Raw genomic sequence first — 22,840 nt, forward strand, 5'->3', positions numbered from 1 at the left:
GCATAGACGGTTTTCGCATATTCGAAACGAGCTGTAGTGCCGTTCCGCATGGCGCTGATTAGTCTCTCCGCCGCTTCCGTGCGAACATTACCAAATATTCATCTGCCGGACAGAACTCAGTAAGGTCCGGTCCGTTACACCTTCCTCATCGGCTGTTCCTCCAGCGCAGCCAGGCGAGCACTTCCCCGGACGTCAAATACCGTTTGGCAAGGTGCTCGTGGTCAAGGTTTCGAAGCCGCCCGCCGATTGGCGTGGGCTTCATGGAAGAGAGAAGGCAAAACGAATGTCCAACATCAAGCGTCCATCCCTGAAGGCGGTCCTGAAGACTTCTACGGTTGCAGGCCTCGCGGCCGTCATGCTGACCAGCGGTCTGCCGGCCCAGATTTCTCAGTCCTTCGCCGAGGCGGTGAAGACGGAAGCGCCCGCGGTCCCGAGCTTTGCGAATGTCGTCGACGCGGTTTCGCCGGCCGTCGTTTCCGTTCGTGTGCAGTCGCGCGTGAACGCTTCCGATGATGAAGCCAGCAACTTCAGCTTCGACTTCGGCGGCCGCGGCTTTGAAGATCTGCCCGATGATCATCCGCTGAAGCGCTTCTTCCGCGAGTTCGGCGGCCCGCGTGGTGATGGTGGCGATGATCGCGCCGAGCGTCGCCCTGATCGTCGTGGTCCGCACGCCGAGGGTCGCCTTCGTCCGCGAGGCCAGGGCTCCGGCTTCTTCATCACAGAAGACGGTTACCTTGTAACCAATAACCATGTCGTTTCCGATGGCTCCGCCTTCACGGTCATCCTGAATGACGGAACGGAACTTGATGCCAAGCTGGTCGGTAAGGACAGCCGCACGGATCTTGCGGTACTCAAGGTCGACGACAAGCGCAAGTTCACCTATGTGAGCTTCGCGGACGACAGCAAAGTGCGCGTCGGCGATTGGGTCGTCGCAGTCGGCAACCCGTTTGGCCTCGGTGGAACGGTGACGGCCGGCATCGTCTCGGCTCGCGGCCGCGACATCGGCTCCGGCCCCTATGACGATTACCTGCAGGTCGACGCCGCTGTGAACCGCGGCAACTCCGGTGGTCCGACGTTCAACCTTTCGGGTGAGGTTGTCGGCATCAACACCGCGATCCTCGCCCCGTCGGGTGGCAATGTCGGCATCGCCTTCGCGATCCCCGCATCCGTTGCCAAGGACGTCGTCAACGACCTCATGAAGGACGGCAGCGTCTCGCGCGGTTGGCTTGGCGTTCAGATCCAGCCCGTAACGAAGGACATCGCCGATTCGCTCGGCCTCTCCGAAGCAAGCGGCGCTCTGGTCGTAGAACCGCAGGCCGGTTCTCCGGGCGAAAAGGCCGGGATCAAGAAGGGCGATGTGGTGACGGCACTGAACGGCGAGCCGATCAAGGATCCGCGCGATCTCGCCCGCAAGGTCGCGGTACTGCGTCCGGGCTCTTCTGCCGACGTAACTCTGTGGCGCGATGGCAAGTCTGAAAGCGTCAAGCTCGAAATCGGCAATCTGCCGAACGAGACCAGCGACGCTGTGCAGCCGAAGGATGAGCAGTCCGAGCAGGGCCCGACAGCCAGTGATGAAGCGCTTGCCGGTCTCGGCGTGACGGTAACGCCTTCCGAGGACGGCACGGGTGTGACGATCTCTTCCGTCGATCCGGACTCGGACGCCGGCGACCGCGGCCTGAAGGAAGGTGAGAAGATCGTCACCGTCAACAATCAGGAAGTGAAGTCGGCGGACGACATCCTCAAGGTGATCAACAACGCCAAGAAGGATGGGCGGACCAAGGCGCTCTTCCAGATCGAAACCGACGACGGCAGCCGCTTTGTCGCGCTTCCGATCGACCAAGGCTGATAACGCGGCCATCGAAGGATTGGAGTGGGTCGCCCGCTCCAATCCATTCTGACCGATCGCGGTGATGGGTCGGCACAATCCGCAAATCACCATGATCCAACTGTGCCGCGACATCCGAGTGATTTCGCGGCGCTTTTCATTCGGGCCGAAGCGATGGTTGCCACGGTGCTGGAGCGAAGTGATGCAGCAATTCAAGGAGCTACAGCGACCTTTGCGCGTCTGATAAGACGCGCGGCGCTGCAGAGGTGGTGGAACCGGTTGAGACAGACAGGGATCCGGGACTATGGTCACGCGCATGAAGATTCTGATTGTTGAAGACGACCTTGAGGCGGCGGCCTATCTCGCCAAGGCGTTTCGCGAGGCCGGCATTGTCTCCGACCACGCCAGCGATGGCGAAAGCGGGCTGTTCATGGCGAGCGAGAATGCCTACGACGTGCTGGTGGTCGATCGTATGCTGCCGCGCCGCGATGGCCTGTCGCTGATCACCGAACTGAGGCGGCGGGATATCCACACGCCCGTCCTCATTCTTTCGGCGCTCGGCCAGGTGGACGACCGCGTCACGGGCCTGCGCGCCGGGGGCGACGACTATCTTCCGAAGCCCTACGCGTTCAACGAGCTTCTCGCGCGGGTCGAGGTACTCGGTCGCCGCAAGGGCGCGCCCGAACAGGATATGGTCTACCGCGTCGGCGACCTCGAGCTCGACCGGCTCGCCCACTCGGTTCGACGGCAGGGCAAGGAAATCCCGTTGCAGCCGCGCGAATTCCGGCTCCTCGAATATCTCATGAAGAATGCGGGCCAGGTCGTGACGAGGACGATGCTGCTTGAAAACGTCTGGGATTACCATTTCGACCCGCAAACCAACGTCATTGACGTACATGTCTCGCGTCTGCGCTCGAAGATCGAAAAGGACTTCGACATGCCGCTCTTGAGGACGGTGCGTGGCGCCGGCTACATGATCAAGGACGACCGGACCGAGACATGAGCAAACTCAGGGTCCTGTTCAGAACGACGGCAGTCCGGCTCTCCGCACTCTATCTTATTCTCTTTTCCCTCTGCGCGGTCTTTCTCGTCTTCTACGTGACAGGCATGTCCGAGCGCTTGCTCGAGCAGCAGACGCGCGACGCCATCAGCGCCGAAGTGAGCCAGATCGAGGCCGTCTACGAGCGCGCCGGCATGAACGGTCTGCTTCGCTCGCTCGAACGACGGGCACGCCAGCCGGGCGCCAATCTCTATGTGATTGCCGGTCCGAGCGGAGAAATCCTCGCGGGCAACGTGGCTGGCCTGCAGCCGGGCCTGCTTGACGACGAAGGCTGGAAGTCGGAGCCGTTCCATTACCGGCGGTTCACCGACGAAAGCCGCGGGGAGAGCCACGTGGCTCTTGCCCAGGTTCTTTTGCTTGATAATGGGCTCAGGATTCTCGTCGGTCACGATCTTCAGGAGCCGGAGAAGTTCCGCGTGCTTGTGCGCCAGGCATTGGTCGTCGCCCTGGGGGTGATGGGGCTTGGCGCGCTCGTCATCTGGTTCGGCATCGGTCGCAACGCGCTGAAGCGCATCGACCGCATGTCCGAGGCCAGCACGAAGATCATGGCGGGCGATCTCTCGCAGCGTCTGCCGACGAGCGGATCCGGCGACGAGTTCGATCGGCTTTCGGAATCGCTCAACGCCATGCTCGGGCGAATCGAGAAGCTGAACGAAGGGCTGAGGCAGGTTTCCGATAACATCGCCCACGACCTCAAGACGCCGCTGACGCGCCTGCGCAACAGGGCCGAAGCCGCACTCTCCGGCAAGGAGGACGGAAGCCAGAGTGGCGCCCTGGAGGAAATCATCGCCGAATCGGACCAGTTGATCCGTACGTTCAATGCGCTCTTGATGATCTCCCGGGTCGAGGCGGGTTCCGCTATCGCCGAGATGAGCGATGTCGATCTTTCCCAGATCGTTGCCGATTGCGTCGAGCTTTACGAGCCTGCGGCCGAAGACAAGGCCTTGAAGCTGGAAGCGGATATCCCGCCGGGCGTCGTGATCTCGGGGAATCGCGAACTCATCGGTCAGGCGCTTGGAAACCTGATGGACAATGCGATCAAATATGCCGAGGGAGCGTCAAATCCACTGATCCGTGTGGCGATGACAACGAGTGGAAACGAGGCGGTGCTGACGGTCGCGGATCACGGTCCCGGCATCCCGGAGGATATGTACCGCGAGGTGTTGAAGCGCTTTGTTCGTCTGGATGAAAGCCGGTCGAAACCGGGGACCGGGCTTGGTTTGTCGCTTGTCGAGGCCGTGATGGAGATGCACCGAGGCTCGCTTGCGCTCAGTGCGACCGACCCGGAAAGCAAAGATGGAAAGGGACTGACGGTGCGCATGGTTTTCCCCGCTCGTGCGACCTGATAGACCGGTCATGAGATTGGGAGGAGGTGTCCATGCCGGAAGCGGATGAGCGGCGTCTGTCCGATATCGAAGTGGTTCCGATCCGTCCGACCAGCCAGGCGGACGCAAAGGCTGCTTTGTCCGTTTTGAAGGATGTCGCCAAGGGTCGCGATCGCATCGCGGATCTGCTGGCGTCGAAGATGCCCCTCAAGGACTTCGTTGTCTCGGCGCTCGCGCTCTCTCCCTTTTTAAGGGATACGACTGGCAGCGATCCAGCAATCCTCGAGGACCTGCTCGCCACACCTTTATCCGAATTCCTGAAGCGCCGGATCGAGGCAGCCCGGTCAGCGTGGCGACCCGAGCCAGCGGCGGCCGCACTGCCGGACGCTGAGATTATGTCCAGGCTTCGCAAGGCAAAGCGCGAATTGGCCTTCGCAGTCGCTCTGGCGGATCTGTCACGGCTTTTCGACGGCCGGGAAACGACGCGATGGTTGAGCGATTTCGCGGCTGCCACTGTTGCCGCCGCGATCGATCATCTGCTCCTTGGCGCGCATGAAAGCGGCAAGTTCAAATTAAAAGATCCGTCGGAGCCGAGCATCGGCTCCGGGGTCGTCGTTCTCGGGATGGGTAAGCTCGGTGCGTGCGAACTCAACTATTCCTCGGACATTGACCTCGTCATCTTCTATGATCCGCAGTCCGGCATCATTGTCGACCGGGATGACGCTTCGGATATCTTCGCGCGACTGCTGAGGCGCCTGGTTCGTATCCTGCAGGAACGTACGGGGGACGGCTATGTCTTCCGAACGGACCTGCGCCTGCGCCCCGATCCGGGTTCGACGCCGCTCGCGATCTCGATCGAAGCGGCGATGCTCTATTACGAGAGCAGGGGACAGAACTGGGAGCGCGCCGCGTTCATCAAGGCACGGCCGGTTGCCGGGGATCTGGAGGCCGGCGAGCGCTTCGTGAAGGAGCTGACGCCCTTCGTCTTCCGCAAATACCTGGATTATGCGGCCATTGCCGACATTCATTCGATCAAACGGCAGATTCACGCGCACAAGGGACATGGCGAAATCGCCGTCAAGGGTCACAACATCAAGCTCGGCCGTGGCGGCATCCGCGAGATCGAGTTCTTCGTCCAGACGCAGCAATTGATCGCTGGCGGCCGCATGCCCGAGCTTCGGCTGCGCGCGACGGAGCCGATGCTACGCGCCCTCGTGGAGGCAGGGTGGATCGATCAGTCGACCGCCGATGAGCTTATCGAGGCCTACTGGTTCCTGCGCAATGTCGAGCACCGGATCCAGATGGTCCGCGATGAACAGACACACGTCCTGCCGGAGACGGAGGCGGAGCTCAAGCGGATCGCCTACATGCTCGGCTTCGAGGATACCGCTTCCTTCTCAACAGAGTTGTCGCGTGTGTTGCGAACCGTCGAGCGGCGCTATGCGCAGCTTTTCGAGCAGGAGGCAAAGCTCTCGACCGAGACCGGAAATCTGGTCTTCACCGGGCAACAGGACGATCCCGACACGCTGGAGACCCTGAAGAAGCTTGGCTTCCAGCGCCCGTCCGATATCGCGCGGACGATCCGCACATGGCACTACGGACGCTATCGGGCAACGCAGTCGGTGGAGGCGCGCGAGCGACTGACCGAACTGACGCCGGAACTCTTGCGCGTGTTCGGCGAAAGCCGGCGCGCCGACGAGGCGCTGCTTAGGTTCGACCATTTCATCTCCGGCCTGCCGGCCGGCATCCAGCTTTTCTCGCTGCTCGGAAACAATCCGAGGCTCCTGTCGCTGATCGTCAACATCATGTCGTCGGCCCCTCGGCTGGCGGACGTCATCGCCGCAAGGCCTCACGTCTTCGACGGAATGCTGGATCCGGGGCTGCTCGCGGAACTGCCGACACGGGAATATCTGGCACCGAGAATCGCAAATTTCGTTGCCGGCGGCCATCATTACGAGGAGGTGCTGGATCGCCTGCGCATCATCGCCGCCGAACAGCGTTTTCTGATCGGCATAAGACTTTTGACCGGTGCCATTTCCGGCATCCAGGCAGGGCGTGCCTTCACTGATCTCGCCGACCTCATCATCGCAGCGGCGCTCGATGCGGTGATGGAGGAAGTCCGCGCGGCGCATGGGCGCTTCCCGGGGGGCAGGGTCGCCGTCGTCGGCATGGGCAAGCTCGGCAGCCACGAGTTGACTGCCGGCTCCGACGTCGATCTCATCTTGCTCTACGACTACGATAGCGAAGCGGCGCAGTCCGATGGCATGAAGCCGCTCGATCCGGTGCGCTATTACACCCGTCTGACGCAGCGGCTGATAGCGGCGCTCTCCGCACCGACCGCCGAGGGCATCCTCTACGACGTCGACATGCGATTGCGGCCGTCGGGGAACAAAGGGCCTGTGGCGACCCGCATTACGGCCTTTGCCAAATACCAGCGCGCGGAAGCCTGGACGTGGGAACACCTGGCACTGACGCGCGCGCGCTGCATCTGCGGCGATGAAAGCCTGTTCAGCGAGGCGGAGGCGATTTTCGGCGAGGTCCTTTCACAAAAGCGCGACATCGGGAAGGTCCGCAAGGACGTGGAGGAGATGCGCGATCTGATCGACAAGGAGAAGCCGCCGAGTGACATCTGGGATTTCAAACTCATCCCCGGCGGTCTCGTCGACATCGAGTTCATCGCGCAATACCTTGCCCTGATCGCGCCCGCAAAAGGGGTCACGCCGCCGCCGGCGGGTACGCACACGCTTGAGGCGTTGAAGAGCCTCGGCGCGGCCATGATGAATGCCAACGACCTGGACGTGGCCGTCGATGCGTTGACGCTTTTCACCGAAGTCTCGCAGATCGTGCGCCTCTGCATCGACGGGGACTTCGACCCGAAGGACGCCCCTGCTGGCCTCGTCGATCTCGTTTGCGGGGCAGGCGACTATCCGGATCTCAAGCACCTTGAGGCGGATATCCGAAGCCTCTCCAAGGCGGTCCGCGGGATTTTCCAATCCGTTGTCGCTGAGTGACTTCGGCGCAACGCTCTCCGTGCTTTCGAGTGAGCGTCCGCGCGGATGAAGTAACTGCTGCATATGCAGCAATTCAAAGCGCTGTAGGGGTTCAGCCGCCGACGCGGTCGGGGATGCGCACGGATATGATCGTGCCGACGTTTTCGGTGGAGTGAATCTTCATCGTTCCCCCGTGAAGGCGCGTCAGTGAGCGGGAAATCGCAAGCCCGAGGCCGGAACCGCCCTTGCTCTTGGCGTACTGGCTCTGCACCTGCTCGAAGGGCTGGCCGATCTTCTGCAAGGCGTCCTTCGGAATGCCGATGCCTGAATCGGCGATCGTCAGCGTCACTGCCCCGGTGACCTTGCGCGCTCTTAAAGAGATGCGGCCGCCTTCGTTGGTGAATTTAATGGCGTTTGAAAGCAGGTTCAGCAAAACCTGCTTCATCGCGCGGCGGTCGGCAATCATGGTGAGGCCCGAGGAAATCTGCTGAACGACGCGGATGTTCTTCTGCTCGGCTGGAATGGTGGTGAAGCGAAGGGTCTCTTCGATGAGCGGCGCCAGATCGATCTTCTCGCGCGTGATGCGCATGTGGCCTGCCTCGATCTTCGACATATCCAGGATGTCGTTGATGACGTTGAGCAGGTGTTTGCCGCTCTCGTAGATGTCGCGCGAATATTCGTGGTATTTCTCCGACCCGAGCGGACCGAACATCTGGTTCTGCAGGATCTCCGAAAAGCCGAGAATGGCGTTCAGCGGTGTGCGCAATTCATGCGACATGTTCGCCAGAAATTCGGACTTGGCCCGGTTCGCGGCTTCTGCACGCTCCTTCTCCGCCTGGTAGTTGGCGTTGGCGACCGAAAGCTCGGCCTTCTGTTGTTCCAGGCTGATGCGTGATGCCGAAAGGTCACCGATCGTTGCCATAAGCCGACGCTCGGATTCGCGCAGGCGCACCTGGTGGCGCTTGAGCAGCGTGATGTCGGTGCCGACAGAAACCAGACCGCCGTCGCGGGTGCGGCGTTCGTTGATCTGAAGCCATCGCTCATCGGCGAGTTGCACCTCGCTTGTCTGCGAGTGATTGCTGCGATCCGGATCGGCGACCCGCCGCTCGACAACCGGCCGTGCCGCGGCGGCATGGACGACTGTACGCTCAGTCCCGGGCACGAGCACGTGATCCGGCAATTGATACGCCTGTTGATAGTGGGTGTTGCACATGACCAGGCGATCGTGCTTGTCCCAGAGCACGAAGGCCTCCGACGTGCATTCGATGGCGTCGGCCAAACGCTGATCCGCTTCCGCATAACGCTGGGCAAGGCGGTGTTGCTCGGTGACGTCCATGGCGATGCCGATAAGGTGCGTGCGGCCGGAGGCGGTGCGAATGACCTGGGCACGCGCGCGCAGCCACACGTAATGGCCGTCGGCATGGCGCATCCGAAACACCTGGTCGATCTGGCGCGCATTATCGCGGGCGATCGCCCGCGCCACGCTGTAAATGCCGCGCTCCTCCGGATGCATCAACCGCGCAGCGTCGCCGAAAGACAGCACGCTGCTGTCGCCTGGCATGCCCAGCATCTCGTACATCGACCGCGACCAGAAGAGGCGCCGGTTGGCGAGGTCGAAATCCCACAGGCCGCAGCGACCGCGCGAGAGCGCGGTTTCGACGCGCAGGTTCGATTCGGCGAAAACGGCATCGGCGTCGCGGGCGCGGTTTGCCTGAATGTAATAGGCGTAGAGCACGACGAGCAGGATCGCGGAGATACCTGCAAACAGGGTGACATTGAGCGAAACTTCGTCGCGCCACGCCGTTTCGAGTTCAGCGATCGGTATTGCCGCCAGAATGACGCCGGCGGCTTCCGGGAGCTGTGTCAGGGCAACAAGGTGGTTGACGTCGCCGATTGGCGTCTCCACCACGCTTGATCCTTCACCGTAATACTGCAACGTGGCGAGGTCGGGAGCGATCGATGCCAGCGTGCGTCCGATGAAGTGAACGCCCTCCTGCGTGCTTGCAAATATCCGTCCGTCCTTGCGGACGGTCAGCAGAAACATGCCGCCGTCGAGCGTGTCTGCGGGAAGATATTCGCCGAGCCGCTGCTCGGCCTCCCAGCGCCGGCCGTCGGCGAAAAGTGTCGCGCCATCGGCTTGGAAGGCAGCCGCGGCGGCCGCCGCCGCGAGACTCACAGCCTGGCGGGAACTGCCCTCCATCCGGGCGTGTTCGCCCATGATGCCCGACATGCGGGAAATGGCCACGATAATCAGGAAAGCGATGATCAGGACGGGAATGGAGCGCTTGAGAACGGGCTCGGCGCTCGCGAGCCGCTGCGATGCGGGCTCGGCAAACAGCTTTGCCTGCTCGATGAACTCCCGTTCTAGGCTGGAAAGGCCTGGAAACTTGAGTCGCAACCGCCCGTCGGCTGCGCTTCCCCGTCGCGCGTCCGCCATCTTTCCCAATCTTGTCATCCTCGAAAGCGCCTCGCATCCGCAATGGATGTGCCGGAGACGCCTGATCCTCTAAATCTGAGACATGTGCCGCCCCAGCGTTCGGCTGGAGAATGGTCGCCTCAGTGATTCGGCGCGCCGCTCGCCCGAATCTGACTCAATGAATCACAGGGCGATTCGCCTTGTCCAGAGGAAATGGTAAAGATTTCTTAACCAATTCTCATCGTTGGAAAATCATAGGCCGGATCGCCGTCACCGCTTCGGCTCTTCGCGTGAGATGAGCTTTAATTCATTGGAATCGTTCATGGCGGCGTTGGCCTGATTCGAGCCAAAGCCGCCATGAACCGCGATGATGGGAGGACTGTCAGGACTCCAGCATGCGATCGACGATATCGCTGACATCCGCGGAGAGGCTGGCTGCGCCGGCGATCTCCGTGAGCGCGTTGCGGGCATGACCGGCGCGAACTTCCTCCAGCGAACGCCAGGAGCGCATCGACGTCAGAATGCGCGCGGCGAGCTGCGGATTGCGCGGATCGATGTCGAGAATTTGCCGGGCAAGGAAGCGATAGCCTTCGCCATCGGCCCGATTGAACCCGGTCGGGTTGGAGAAGGCGAAAGTTCCGACAAGCGAACGGACGCGGTTCGGGTTGTTACCGTTGAAGAGCGGGTCGGCCATCAGCGTCTTGACGCGATCGAGGGTCCCGGCGCCGGGAATCGTCGCCTGGATCGCAAACCATTTGTCGATGACGAGGGCGTTGTCCGCAAAGCGTTGCTTGAACGCAGCGAGCGCCTCGGCCGTCTCCTTCGCATCTGGAAACCGATGAGCAAGCAACGTCAGCGCGAGGCTGAGATCGGTCATATTGTTGGCGGCCCGGAATGCCTCGGCTGCCCTTTCCGGTCCCTTGTCGCCATAAACGAGTTGAGAAAGGGCGCTGTTGCGCAACGCCCGCCGACCGGCACTGGTGGCGTCCGGGCTGAATGGGCCTGACGATGCCATGTCGTCCGCCAGTCGGGTGAAAGTGTCCCGTCCGGCTGCGGCGACACCGGCCAGAATCTGCTGACGGCCGGCATGAATGGCATCCGGGTCATTGTCACTGCCGATTTCCCGCGCGATGTCGGATTCACTCGGCAGCGCCAGGGCTTGCGAGCGGAACGCCGGCTCCAGCCGGTCATCCGCTGCCGCGGCAATCAGGCCGCTTACGAGAGCGCCGTCGCAGGTAACCGGCAGGCCGCTGCGTGCCTGCGTGGTCGCGGCAACCAGATTGTCGAGCGCAATGGCATTCAGTGCCTGCCAGCGCGCAAAGAGGTCGATCTCGTGGCGCGCGATGAGCGCGCGGTCCTCGGCGCTCTGTTCGATATGGAGGTTGATCGGCGCGGAGAACCCGCGGTTCAAGGAGGGCACGGGGCGCGACGGAATGCCGGTGAACAAAACCGTCTGCTTGCGTTTGGTCAGATGGATGACATCTTCCGTGAGATCCGCGCCGGAAACCGTTGCGGCTTTCGCTTCGCTGCCGTCCTCCAGCAAGAGTCCGAGCCGCAGCGGAATATGCATCGGTTCCTTGGTGCTCTGACCTGGCGTCGGGGGCACCATCTGCTCCAGCGAGAGCGAAAAGGTCCGCTTTTCCGCATCATAGGATCCGGAAGCGGTGACGAGCGGCGTTCCCGCTTGGTGATACCAGAGCGAAAATTGCTTGAGGTTGCGCCCGCTGGCATCCTCGAAGCAGGCGACGAAATCTTCGATCGTCACCGCCTGACCGTCGTGGCGGTCGAAATAGAGATCCATGCCCCTCTTGAACAGGTCGCGGCCGAGGAGGGTGGCGATCATCCGCGTCACCTCGGATCCCTTCTCGTAGACAGTTGTCGTGTAGAAGTTGTTGATTTCACGATACTTTGTCGGACGTACCGGATGGGCGAGGGGGCCGGCATCCTCCGGAAACTGCTCCGACTTCAGGTGACGCACCTCGGCGACGCGCTTGACGGCGCGTGAACGCATGTCCGCAGAAAATTCGTGGTCGCGGTAGACGGTCAGGCCTTCCTTGAGGCAGAGCTGGAACCAGTCGCGGCAGGTGATGCGGTTGCCCGTCCAGTTGTGGAAATATTCGTGCGCGATGATCGCTTCAATATTGGCATAGTCCGCGTCCGTCGCAGTTTCCGGGTCCGCGAGCACGTACTTGTCGTTGAAGACGTTGAGCCCCTTGTTCTCCATCGCGCCCATGTTGAAGTCCGAGACCGCGACGATCATGAAGATGTCGAGGTCGTATTCGCGGCCGAAAACCTCCTCGTCCCACTTCATCGAGCGCTTGAGCGCGTCCATGGCGTAGGAGGCGCCGGCCTCCTTGCCATGCTCGACATAGATCCGAAGCGCGACCGTGCGGCCGGAGGCGGTCGTAAACGTGTCTTCCACGACGCCGAGGTCGCCGGCGACCAGCGCAAAAAGATAGCTCGGCTTCGGGTGCGGATCGAACCAGGCGGCGAAATGGCGGCCGTCGCCCATATCGGCGCCGCCGAGATAGTTGCCGTTCGAGAGCAGCAACGGTGCCGTCGCCTTGTCGGCGATAATGTTGACCGTGTAGACGGCGAGCACATCCGGGCGGTCGGGGAAGTAGGTGATGCGGCGGAACCCTTCCGCCTCGCATTGGGTGCAGTAGACGTTGTTGGTGCGGTAGAGCCCCATCAGCTTGGTGTTGGTCTCGGGCGACAGCAAGGTGGTTACCGTGACCTCGAACGGGGCCGTCTCTGGCAGCCCGTGGATCGTCAACGTGTCGTCCGTGGCCTCAAAGAGCGTTGGCGATATTTCCACCTGATCGAGCAACAGGCCGGTCATGCGCAGTTCGTCGCCGTCGAGTACCAGCGGCGCCGCCGGGCTCACACCCTCTCGCCGGTGGAAAATGAGGCGCGCTTCGACCTTTGTTTCCTTCGGGTCGAGCTCGAAGGTCAGATCCACTCTTTCAAGAACGAAGTCGGTCGGCCGGTAGTCTTCCAGATGAATGGTCTGGCCCGTATTTGTCCGCATGATCAGTCTCGCTTGCGCCTTCGCTATACAGTCGATTTGTAGAGGGCGCCTGTGATGGTGAAAAGCCCAAGGGGCGAAAAGCAAAGCTTTGCCACATGATTGTGATGCCGGCGACCGCACTACGTCGGACAAGAGGTGGCTTCCGGTATTCTTCCCGTTCCCTTATCGATCAGTGGTTTACAGAAGCGTCACTAACAAGAACTAAATCGGCAAGGATTTTTTCGCGCTTGCTAAAGAATCTCGGAGAGGCCTGGGCCGCAATGGTGGACGCATCAAGAAAAAATGCTTTCCATCAAGAAATTTGATCCATATTCCGCCATGGCGCCGCTAGAGTGAGCGCGACCTTCCTGCGGCTTTTCTGCCGCGTCTTCCCCGGCCGACATTCTTCCTGCATCAGCCGGCGGCATTTGAAAAGTGCGTTTGATGGATGCGGACATCCAAAGCCCGATGAAGGGAATCCTGCTCAAGGTACTTTCCGTCATCATCTTCGTTTGCATGTCCACTTGCATCAAGGCCGCAGGCAACGACATCGCTACCGGTCAGATTACTTTCTACCGTTCCGCCTTTGCGATGGTGCCGATCCTGGGTTTCCTGGCGCTTCGCGGCAAATTGCGCGATGCGTTCAGAACCGACAACTTGACCGGGCATCTGGCGCGCGGCTTCGTCGGCATTCTTTCCATGAGCTGCGGCTTCTATGGGCTCGTCCACCTGCCGCTGCCGGAGGCGATCGCGATCGGCTACGCCATGCCGCTGCTTGCCGTCATCTTTGCAGCCGTTTTTCTCCGGGAGACCGTGCGGCTCTACCGGTGGTCTGCGGTCGTTATCGGGCTCACGGGCGTGCTGATCATCACCTGGCCCCGGCTGACGCTGTTCCATAATGGAGATTTCGGCTCGTCCGAGGCGCTTGGTGCAGCCGCTGTGCTGCTTTCGGCGACGCTTGGGGCGATGGCGATGGTGCTCGTGCGCAAGCTCGTGAAGGTCGAGCGAACGCACACGATCGTGCTTTACTTCTCCCTGTCGGCCTCGCTGTTTTCGCTTGCGACGCTGCCCTTCGGCTGGCCGGCAATGTCCTGGACGTCCTTCCTGCTGCTGATGGTCGCCGGCTTCTGCGGAGGCGTCGCGCAGATCCTGTTGACGGAAAGCTACCGTCACGCCGACATGTCGACGATCGCCCCGTTCGAGTACACGTCGATCGTACTGGGCATTGCCATTGGCTATTTTTTCTTCGGCGATATCCCGACGCGAACCATGTTGGCGGGCACAGTTATTGTTGTCTGCGCCGGCATCTTCATCATCTTTCGCGAGCACAAGCTGGGTTTGGAGCGCAAGGGCGCCCGCAAGCATGTGACGCCGCAAGGCTGAGGATTGCTCGCCAGCCTCACTCTGGCTGCCTCTCCCAAATGGGAACGGTGTCGTCGCTGATGAGCGCATCGGCATCCGCCTGCCGGGCGATCGGACTCGTCACGTCGGGACCAGGCGTCGGCAGAACCGTGGTCGCCTGGAAGTCGGTCTTGGCGACGAGCCCCTGATGTTGATCGCGCCTCAGAATGCGCCAGGCGGCATAACTACTATAAAGGGCGAAGTAGACGGCAAGAACGACGAACAGGACCGCGGGGCCGAAGCGGTCCATGACCGGACCGACCATCAACGGTCCAACAATGGTACCGATGCCATAGGTGACCATCAGGCCTGACGAGATTTCCACATATTCGTTCGGGCGGGCGAGGTCATTGGCATGCGCGACATTGAGCGCATAGATCGGAAAGAGCACGCTGCCGATGCAGGCGGCAACAAGATAAAGCACAGCGGGGCTGCTGCCGATCGATACGGACATGACCAGGCAGGAGATGACGCCGACGATCCCGCAGGCGACCATGACGATGCGGCGGTCCATCCGGTCCGAGGCGCGGCCGATCGGTATCTGCGAGAGCGCGCTGCCCGTGAGCAGCGATGCAAGCAGCGTGGCGCCCTCGGCGGTTGAAAGCCCGATCCTCTGGGTGAAAACGCCGCCGAGATTGAGCCAGGCGCCGGAAAGCGCGCCGGCGAGTACCCCGCCGACTACGGCCACCGGCGAGCGCCGGAACAGGCCCGGAATATCGAATTTCGCTTGTGCCGGCGGCGCCGGCATGGGCGAGGAGGAAAGCGCCGTCGGCAGCAGCGCCAGCGAAAACAGCACGCCGCAGAGAATGAACAGCGACGTGTTGGTCGGATCGCCGAGCGGCACCAGATACTGGCCACCGATGGTTCCGACCATGGTCGTGATGAGGTAGAGCGAAAAGAGCAGGCCGCGGTTTTCGTTCGTGACACGCTCGTTGAGCCAACTCTCGATGACGAGATAGCTTCCGGAAATGGCAAAGCCGGAGATTGCACGGAAGGCGATCCAGGCACGCCAGTCGACGACGAGCCCGCACATCAGGATGGCAATCGAAAGCAGCGTGATCAGCGCGGTGAACACGCGGACATGCCCGACGCGCAGCACGAATTTTGGAGTGACGATGCAGGAGAGCGTAAAGCCGAGCGTGTAGCCGGTGGCGAAGATCGAGACCGTGAGCGTCGACCAGCTTTCCGCAACCGAGCGAACCGGAATGACGTAGCCTTGCAGCCCGAAGGCCACCATCATCAGCAAGGTGGACAACATAAGGCTTAAAACGGAAGCGAGACTGGCCAGCATCGGCGCTCCTGGACGTTGCCGGTCTCGTCTTCAACCGTTGCGGAGAAGCGCCCGGGGCACGGGGGGAGCGGTCGATCGGACGTTCGCGAGCTCACTCCGCGGATCGGAATGAGTGTGGCTTTATCGAAGTATTTTGACGCTGTCGATTGCGACAGTCGATGGCGAAAAGACGCAGGACGGAAGACTAGTTCGGCAGCAGCGGGCTGACCGCGACGCGGTGAGCGCGTCGCGAATCATTGATTGTGCTCAAGCGGCTGTATTCGCGCGAGGCACGCACCGCTGTGCCGATGTCGGAGATCGTGTCGAGCAGAACCCGAATGCTGTCGAGCGGCGTGGACATGATCCTTTTCCTTCTCAGCGATGCAGAACGCGTTGCGGAGCCGAGTGCTCCGCGCGATCGTTAGCGTTGGATGAATTCGGCGTAGATTTGTGCCGGGCGGCGCGTGGTCCGGGTAAAGCCGATTGCGGTCATCTGCTCGTTGGCTGCCGTGCCGAAATTGTTGAAAGGCGTCCGCAGCGCGGCGCCGGCATGGCGGAGCGTCTCAAAGCTGCTGTGAATCGGACGAAAGCGGGCAGTCATGGTTCATTTCCTTTTCCATTCCTCCCACATGTCTATATTGCGATGCAGCATAGATTTTGCAACGCATTAAAACGCGGCGCAGGCATGCGCAATTCGCATGGCTTTTTTCACCATTTGTTCATGAATTGGGCGTGGAACTTGCTAGGTGTTGATCTTTGCCTTGAAGACCAGCAGATCCTGCCAGGCAAAGCGCTTGTTGACCGGCGCGGTCACGAGATCTTGGGGATGCAGCGTGGCCAGCGCCGGAACGCTGTGCCCGCCTGCGGAAAGCTCGCGCCATTCCCCCCGCAATTGATGTATCGTATCGCCGCCGCCGAAGAAGAAGCGAGCTGTGAAGTTTCCAAGAAGCAGCAATTGCCTGGGCTCGGCAAGTGCGATCTGCCGCTCGATGAAGGGGCGGCAGATATCCGCCTCGCGGCCAGAAGGCACGCGATTGCCGGGTGGGCGCCAGGGTACGACATTGGTCAGCAGCACGTCCTGCCTTGCAAGGCCGATTCCGAAAAGCATGCGCTCGAGGATTTCACCCAGCCTGCCGGCGAATGGCTGACCATCGCGATCGTCATCCGCATAGGGCATCGGTCCGACGATCATGACCCCGGAAGCGGGATCGCCCTCGGCGAAGACGAGATTGCGGGCACTGTTCTTCAGATTGCAATGGTTGAAGGATTCCATCGCAGTTCTGAGTTCCGGCAGCGAGCGCGCTGTTTCCGCGGCGAATCGGGCCTCCTTGACGGCTTGCTCGTCGGGAATCGCCACGGACGGAGGGGAGGCTGCCGGTGCTGCAGGCGCGGCATTGCGGGACTGGGCGGGTGCCGGTGGCTTCGCTTCCGCAACTTGCCTTTGCCCGGTGCCCGTCGGAGCGCTTTGCGGCATGCCGCGTGTTTCCACGCGCCTTGCCTTCATCCCTTCGAATTCGGCGAACCGGTCGACGGCTTCGTCTTCCAGCAGCCATTCGACGCCCGCATCCGCGTGGAAGGCGAGAAGGGCGGCAAGCTCTGCAGGGGAAAGGTCGTTGGCCGGGATCATGACGCGAATTTAGCAGATCGTTGGGAGCGGTCCAGCGGCATCAGGCAGCTTCGGCCGTCCAGGTCGCGATGTCCTGCCGCTCGCCGATCAACGCCAGCCCATGCGCGATCGACAGGAGTTCTCCACCGCTTTCGATCTTTGTCCGCTCGAAGCGGTTGTCGAAGATCCGCCTTGCCGCCGGTACGAAGGACGTGCCGCCGGTAAGGAATACCTTGTCGATCGTTGCCGGCGCCGTCTCCGTTTTCTGAAGCACTTCATCGAGTGCCTGTTCGATGCGGGCAAGGTCAGGCGCGATCCAGGTCTCGAAGTCGGCGCGCCGAACCGTCCTGCGCGCCCGTTCGCCGAGCGGCGCAAAGAAGAACTCGGTTTCCTCCGCCTGCGACAGCCGCATCTTGGTGGCTGAAACCGCCTGGTAGAGCGGGTAGCCCTCGTCGTGCTCGATCAGGTCCACGAAGGCTTCGAGCTTTTCCGGCTCCAGGCTCGCGCGGACGAGCTTCTTCAATTCAGTGAAATCTTTCAACGTTTTGAAGATCGAAAGCTGATTCCAGCGGCCGAAATTGGCGTAGTAGCTCGACGGCACTTCAAGCAGCTTGTCGAAGCTCTTGAAGAGACTCCCCTTTCCAATCAGCGGCGAGACGATGTTGTCGATGATGCGGAAGTCGAAGTGATCGCCCGCGATGCCGACGCCGGCATGCCCGACCGGCATGGCCGTCAGCCGGCCGCCCTGGCTCTCGAAGCGGATGATTGAATAGTCTGTCGTGCCGCCACCGAAATCGGCGACGAGCACCGTCGCGTCCCTGTCGAGGGTTCGTGCAAAATAGAAGGCTGCCGCGACCGGTTCGTAAACGTAGTGGATTTCCGGAAAGTCAAAGCGTGCCAAGGCGCGATTGTAACGCTCGAGTGCCAGCTTCTCGTCCGGGTTGGCTCCGGAAAACTGCACCGGACGCCCGACGACGATGCGTGTCAGTTCGCTGTTCCAGTCGCTGCCCGCATAGTCCCTCAACCGCGCGAGGAACGCGTACATGAGGTCTTCGAAATCGTGCCGCTTGGCGAAGACCAGCGTGCCCTGGAACAACGCACTCGCTGCGAATGTCTTGATCGACTGAAGAAAGCGGCATTCGCCGGGATTGTCGATAAATTCCCGGATCGCCGCCTGTCCCACTTCGATCTGCAACGGTTCGCGGCCCGCTTCCTTCAGGAACGACAGAGCCGTGCGCGTTGTATCCGATTTGCCCGCCGGACTTTCGACCACGACGGAGCGGGTCGATGTGCTGCCCTGTGACAATGCCAGCACGGAATTGGTTGTGCCGAAATCGAGGCCGAGGGCGGATGCCATGACTTTCTCCGTGTATCGAGCAGTTCGGAAAAATGTGGACGGTTTTCCGGCGTTGCGCTGAAGGGAAGGGCGGGCCTCCTCGCATGCGGGTGCGGCAAAAGCAAGCAGGATTCGCAGCGATATTTACGTTTACGTCAAAGTAATATAGAGCGCGTGTGGTAAACTCATGAAGTTGTGCGCAAATGCAGAGATAGTCTGTCGCATCCCGGCTCGACAATTCCGACCGCATTTGCCATGACGGGATGATTTGGCTTGGGAACAGAACCGGCGAAAGACCGGCGACACTGGAGAGCATGAGAATGACCGAGGCGATGGAACTGCCGGAACGCGAGAGCATGGAATTCGACGTTGTGATCGTCGGCGCCGGTCCGGCCGGGCTCGCCGCGGCGATCCGGCTGAAGCAGGTCAATCCGGAACTCTCGGTCGTGGTGCTTGAAAAAGGCGCAGAAGTCGGCGCGCACATCCTCTCCGGTGCCGTCGTCGACCCGATCGGCATCGACCGGCTGTTGCCCGGCTGGCGCGACGAGCCCAACCATCCGTTCAAGACGGAGGTCACCGACGATCATTTCCTCTTCTTGGGTCCCGCCGGCTCGATCCGCCTGCCGAATTTCCTGATGCCGCCGCTGATGAACAATCACGGCAACTATATCGTCTCGCTTGGCAACGTCTGTCGCTGGCTCGCCACCCATGCGGAAGCCTTGGGCGTCGAGATCTATCCGGGTTTCGCCGCAACAGAAGTGCTCTACAACGACGAGGGCGCGGTGATCGGCGTGGCCACCGGCGACATGGGCATCGAACGCTCCGGCGAGCCGGGACCGAACTTCGCGCGCGGCATGGCGCTTCTCGGCAAATACACGCTAATCGGCGAGGGCGTGCGCGGCTCGCTCGCCAAGGAGCTGATCGCCAAATACAAACTCGGTGAAGGCCGCGACGTGCCGAAATTCGGCATCGGGCTGAAAGAGCTCTGGGAGGTCAAGCCGGAAAACCACAAGCCCGGCCTGGTGCAGCATTCCTTCGGCTGGCCGCTCGATATGAAGACCGGTGGCGGCTCCTTCCTCTATCATCTCGAGGACAATCTCGTCGCCGTCGGCTTCGTGGTGCACCTCAATTACAAGAACCCCTATCTGCATCCCTTCGAGGAGTTCCAGCGCTTCAAGACGCATCCGGCGATCCGCGGCACCTTCGAGGGCGGCAAGCGCCTGTCCTACGGGGCGCGGGCGATCACCGAAGGGGGGTACCAGTCGGTGCCGAAGCTTTCCTTCCCCGGCGGCGCGCTGATCGGCTGCTCGGCCGGCTTCGTCAACGTGCCGCGCATCAAGGGCAGCCACAATGCGGTGCTATCGGGCATGCTGGCGGCGGAAAAACTCGCCGAAGCGATTGCCGCCGGCCGGGCCAATGATGAGCCGGTCGAAATCGAAAACGCCTGGCGGGCGAGCGACATCGGCCGCGACCTGAAGCGGGTGAGGAACGTCAAGCCGCTGTGGTCGAAGTTCGGCACCGCGGTCGGCGTGGCACTCGGCGGTTTCGACATGTGGACGAACCAGCTGTTCGGCTTCTCCTTCTTCGGCACGCTGAAGCACGGCAAGACCGATGCGGCCTCGCTCCAACCGGCGGAACAGCACAAGAAGATCGATTATCCGAAGCCGGACGGCGTTTTGACCTTCGATCGCCTCTCTTCGGTGTTCCTGTCGAACACCAACCATGAGGAAGACCAGCCGATCCACTTGCAAGTGAAGGATCCCGACCTCCAGAAGCGGTCGGAATACGACGTCTTTGCCGGCCCGTCGACGCGCTACTGTCCGGCGGCGGTCTACGAGTGGGTGGAGAAGGACGGCAAGCCGACCTTCGTCATCAACGCCCAGAACTGCGTGCACTGCAAGACCTGCGACATCAAGGACCCCAACCAGAACATCAACTGGGTGCCGCCGCAGGGCGGAGAGGGGCCGGTCTATCCGAACATGTAATGTTCATCAGCCGGCACCGCCCCTCGTAAAGTGCGCGCGGCCTGGGCCGGGTCGGCCGAGCGCGCAATTTAGTCGCCGGCGGTGGCCTAAGCCACGGCCGGCGCATTCGGTTGCCTCGAACAGTTACGCTCCACGAGCCTGAATCTGTCGGAGCGCCCGCGTCGGGCCCGCAGTGAATCCGGTCTTTGGCGAAGGCAGGACGGCCGTCCGGGTCCCCTCCGAAAACCCATCAATTATATGTGTTCGGGATGCGGGAGTCAGCGCAATCGCTGACGCAAATGGAAAAGTGTTTGCCCGAAAGACTCGGTAGCAATGCTGGGGGCGTCGGTCCGTACGGGCTTGACGGCCGCCCTGCAGCGTCTCGCGTCTATCAGGTGCACAAAGGTCGCTGTAGCACTTTGAATTGCTGCATGTTTTATCCTTAAATCGGCAACGATTTAAGGAAACATGCAGTAAACTGTTGCTTCCATTCCAGCGGATTGGGGCAGGGGCCTTGTTCCGTTCGCTGCCGGCCGCTGCGGTGAGGCTGGCAGTTCGTCATGGGTACACCGCCAGAACAGAGGGAACCGAAAATGAAGAAATTTCTTGCAACGACTTGTCTTGCTGCCGGCCTTCTCGGCCTTGGCAGCGCGGCGTCGGCGGCAGAATGCGGCGATGTGACGATCGCCAATATGAACTGGCAGAGCGCCGAAGTGCTGGCGAACGTGGACAAGTTCATCCTGACCGAGGGCTATGGCTGCAGCGCCGAACTCGTCGTCGGTGACACGGTGCCGACAATTACCTCGATGATCGAAAAGGGCGAGCCGGATGTTGCGCCCGAAGGCTGGGTCGATCTGCTGCCGGACGTCGTCAATCGCGGCCTCCAGGAAGGCAAGCTCGTCGGCGCGGCGGTCGCGCTCTCTGACGGCGGCGTGCAGGGCTGGTGGATCCCGAAATACATCGTCGACGCCAATCCGGACATCAAGACGATTGACGATGTCCTGAAACATAAAGAGCTTTTCCCCGATCCTGAGGATCCGAGCAAGGGTGCCGTTTTCAACGGCCCGCAGGGCTGGGGCGGCACCGTCGTGACGACGCAGCTTTACAAGGCATATGGCGCCGAGGCTGCCGGTTTCACGCTAGTCGATCCGGGCTCCGCAGCCGGCCTCGATGGCTCGATTGCCAAGGCCTACGAACGCAAGGAAGGTTGGGTCGGCTATTACTGGGCACCGACAGCGCTTCTCGGCAAATATGAAATGGTCAAGCTCGATCATGGCGTCCCGGCCGATGCGGCCGAATGGAAGCGCTGCAACACGGTCGCCGATTGCCCGGATCCGAAGAAGAACGATTGGCCGAAGGACAAGGTCCAGACGCTGGTGACCAAAGCGTTTGCTGATCGCGCCGGCCCGGCGATGGATTATCTCAAGACCCGCGCCTGGCCGAACCATACCGTCAACAAGCTGATGGCCTGGATGACGGACAACCAGGCGAGCGGCGAAGAAGGCGCCAAGCATTTCCTCGAGGAGAATCCGGACGTCTGGACCAAGTGGGTCTCTCCGGAAGTGGCAGAGAAGATCAAGGCCGCGCTTTGATCTGTTGATGTGAATGGGCGGCGCGCATTTGATGCGCGCCGCCCATGTTTGAAGACCGGCGGCGAAAACAACAACACGAGAACACCGCCTGGAGCAATGCGAAGGGGAATCAAATGGAATGGCTGACCAAATTTCCGCATATGGACGATGACCGGCTTCGAGAACTGAAGAAAGTGATCGACGAGGGCTTCCGGACGTTCACGCGCGCCTATGGCGACGGCATCGAGTCTTTCTTCGAACCGCTGCAATTCTTTCTGATCCAGTCCGAGCGCTTCATGACGCGGACGCCCTGGCCGATCATCCTGATCCTGGTCGCGCTGATCGCCTGGCTCGGCAGCCGCAATTGGAAGATAGTGGCCGGTTGCGTGGGCACGCTTCTTGCCATCGGCTATTTCGACATGTGGGACGACACGATGAAGACGATCTCGATGATCTTCGTCTGTACCGTCCTGTCGATCGCCATCGGCATACCGATCGGCATCATCATGTCGCGCTCCGATCGTGTCCAGAACCTCGTCAATCCGGTGCTTGACGTCATGCAGACGATGCCAAGCTTCGTCTACCTCATTCCGGTGGTCATGCTGCTCGGCATCGGCAAGGTTCCGGGCCTCATAGCAGTCGTCATTTATGCCATCCCGCCGATGATCCGCCTTACCAATCTCGGTATTAGGCTTGTCGACAAGGATGTGCTCGAGGCCGCGGACGCCTTCGGTTCGTCAAGTTGGCAGAAGCTGAAGAATGTGCAGATGCCGCTTGCCTTGCCGACGATCATGGCCGGTATCAACCAGACGATCATGATGGCGCTCGCCATGGTCGTGATTGCCTCGATGATCGGTGTTCAGGGACTGGGCCAGCCGGTATTGAAGGCGATCGCCAACCAGTATTTCACGCTCGGCATCTTCAACGGCCTCGCCATCGTCGGCATCGCGATTATCTTCGATCGCGTCAGCCAGGCCTACGGTCATCGCTTGCAGAGACATCGCGAGATCGTGCACGGCTAATGCCAAAGGGCGCAAAAAGACGGGCCGGGAAACCAGTGTTTCCG

16 protein-coding genes are annotated in these 22,840 nt (G+C 61.2%); 8 read left to right on the forward strand and 8 right to left on the reverse strand.

What is annotated here, in order from left to right; translation table 11 throughout:
• The first annotated feature begins 283 nt into the window (after nt 1-283).
• The 4 genes from RB548_RS03905 (at nt 284) to RB548_RS03920 (ending at nt 7,221) form a co-directional block, all read left to right on the forward strand.
• The gene (locus tag RB548_RS03905; RefSeq protein WP_331373728.1) at nt 284-1,846 is read left to right on the forward strand and encodes a Do family serine endopeptidase; all 1,563 of its coding nucleotides are present in this window, start codon (nt 284-286) and stop codon (nt 1,844-1,846) included.
• A gap of 283 nt (nt 1,847-2,129) precedes the next feature.
• Complete coding sequence (locus RB548_RS03910; protein WP_153442097.1) at nt 2,130-2,828, forward strand: response regulator transcription factor; 699 nt, start codon at nt 2,130-2,132, stop codon at nt 2,826-2,828.
• Nucleotides 2,825-4,231, forward strand: a complete 1,407-nt coding sequence (locus tag RB548_RS03915) for a sensor histidine kinase (RefSeq protein ID WP_331373729.1) — start codon at nt 2,825-2,827, stop codon at nt 4,229-4,231. Before RB548_RS03910 ends, RB548_RS03915 begins: the two co-directional genes overlap by 4 nt.
• Nucleotides 4,232-4,263: 32 nt before the next feature.
• The gene (locus RB548_RS03920; RefSeq protein ID WP_331373730.1) at nt 4,264-7,221 is read left to right on the forward strand and encodes a bifunctional [glutamine synthetase] adenylyltransferase/[glutamine synthetase]-adenylyl-L-tyrosine phosphorylase; all 2,958 of its coding nucleotides are present in this window, start codon (nt 4,264-4,266) and stop codon (nt 7,219-7,221) included.
• A 91-nt stretch (nt 7,222-7,312) separates the two neighbouring features.
• Here RB548_RS03920 and RB548_RS03925 read toward each other — a convergent pair whose 3' ends face one another.
• The 3 genes from RB548_RS03925 to RB548_RS03935 all read right to left on the reverse strand — a co-directional run bounded on the left by RB548_RS03925 (nt 7,313) and on the right by RB548_RS03935 (nt 13,114).
• Nucleotides 7,313-9,646: a PAS domain-containing sensor histidine kinase gene (locus RB548_RS03925; protein WP_331374879.1), complete on the reverse strand. Its 2,334-nt coding sequence runs from the start codon at nt 9,644-9,646 to the stop codon at nt 7,313-7,315.
• A 352-nt stretch (nt 9,647-9,998) separates the two neighbouring features.
• Entirely contained in the window at nt 9,999-12,647 is a 2,649-nt protein-coding gene (gene pepN, locus RB548_RS03930; RefSeq protein WP_331373731.1) for an aminopeptidase N, read from the reverse strand.
• Between the two features lie 272 nt (nt 12,648-12,919).
• Nucleotides 12,920-13,114 carry a hypothetical protein gene (locus tag RB548_RS03935; RefSeq protein ID WP_331375056.1) on the reverse strand — a complete coding sequence of 65 codons (195 nt, stop codon included), beginning with the start codon at nt 13,112-13,114 and terminating at the stop codon, nt 12,920-12,922.
• On the opposite strand from RB548_RS03935, the gene RB548_RS03940 reads away from it, so the two are divergent.
• Complete coding sequence (locus RB548_RS03940) at nt 13,071-14,009, forward strand: DMT family transporter (protein ID WP_331373732.1); 939 nt, start codon at nt 13,071-13,073, stop codon at nt 14,007-14,009. The genes RB548_RS03935 and RB548_RS03940 overlap by 44 nt on opposite strands.
• Before the next feature lie 16 nt (nt 14,010-14,025).
• Here the strand turns inward: RB548_RS03940 and RB548_RS03945 are convergent, their stop codons facing one another.
• From RB548_RS03945 to RB548_RS03965, 5 genes are all read right to left on the reverse strand, one after another.
• Entirely contained in the window at nt 14,026-15,318 is a 1,293-nt protein-coding gene (locus tag RB548_RS03945; protein WP_331373733.1) for an MFS transporter, read from the reverse strand.
• Nucleotides 15,319-15,502: 184 nt separating this feature from the next.
• A complete protein-coding gene (locus tag RB548_RS03950; protein WP_331373734.1) occupies nt 15,503-15,658 on the reverse strand; it encodes a hypothetical protein in 156 nt (51 codons plus the stop codon).
• Nucleotides 15,659-15,718: 60 nt separating this feature from the next.
• The gene (locus RB548_RS03955; protein WP_331373735.1) at nt 15,719-15,898 is read right to left on the reverse strand and encodes a hypothetical protein; all 180 of its coding nucleotides are present in this window, start codon (nt 15,896-15,898) and stop codon (nt 15,719-15,721) included.
• Nucleotides 15,899-16,039: 141 nt separating this feature from the next.
• On the reverse strand, nt 16,040-16,924 hold the full coding sequence (locus tag RB548_RS03960; RefSeq protein WP_331373736.1) for a uracil-DNA glycosylase: 885 nt from the start codon (nt 16,922-16,924) through the stop codon (nt 16,040-16,042).
• A gap of 40 nt (nt 16,925-16,964) precedes the next feature.
• A complete protein-coding gene (locus RB548_RS03965; protein WP_331373737.1) occupies nt 16,965-18,260 on the reverse strand; it encodes an Hsp70 family protein in 1,296 nt (431 codons plus the stop codon).
• 299 nt (nt 18,261-18,559) lie between these two features.
• On the opposite strand from RB548_RS03965, the gene RB548_RS03970 reads away from it, so the two are divergent.
• The 3 genes from RB548_RS03970 to RB548_RS03980 all read left to right on the forward strand — a co-directional run bounded on the left by RB548_RS03970 (nt 18,560) and on the right by RB548_RS03980 (nt 22,796).
• Nucleotides 18,560-20,224: an electron transfer flavoprotein-ubiquinone oxidoreductase gene (locus tag RB548_RS03970; RefSeq protein ID WP_331373738.1), complete on the forward strand. Its 1,665-nt coding sequence runs from the start codon at nt 18,560-18,562 to the stop codon at nt 20,222-20,224.
• Between the two features lie 572 nt (nt 20,225-20,796).
• Complete coding sequence (locus RB548_RS03975) at nt 20,797-21,795, forward strand: ABC transporter substrate-binding protein (RefSeq protein WP_331373739.1); 999 nt, start codon at nt 20,797-20,799, stop codon at nt 21,793-21,795.
• A 113-nt stretch (nt 21,796-21,908) separates the two neighbouring features.
• A complete protein-coding gene (locus RB548_RS03980; protein ID WP_331373740.1) occupies nt 21,909-22,796 on the forward strand; it encodes an ABC transporter permease in 888 nt (295 codons plus the stop codon).
• Nucleotides 22,797-22,840 lie beyond the last annotated feature (44 nt).

The organism is Sinorhizobium chiapasense (assembly GCF_036488675.1).
In the GTDB taxonomy this organism is placed as follows: Bacteria; Pseudomonadota; Alphaproteobacteria; order Rhizobiales; family Rhizobiaceae; genus Sinorhizobium; species Sinorhizobium chiapasense.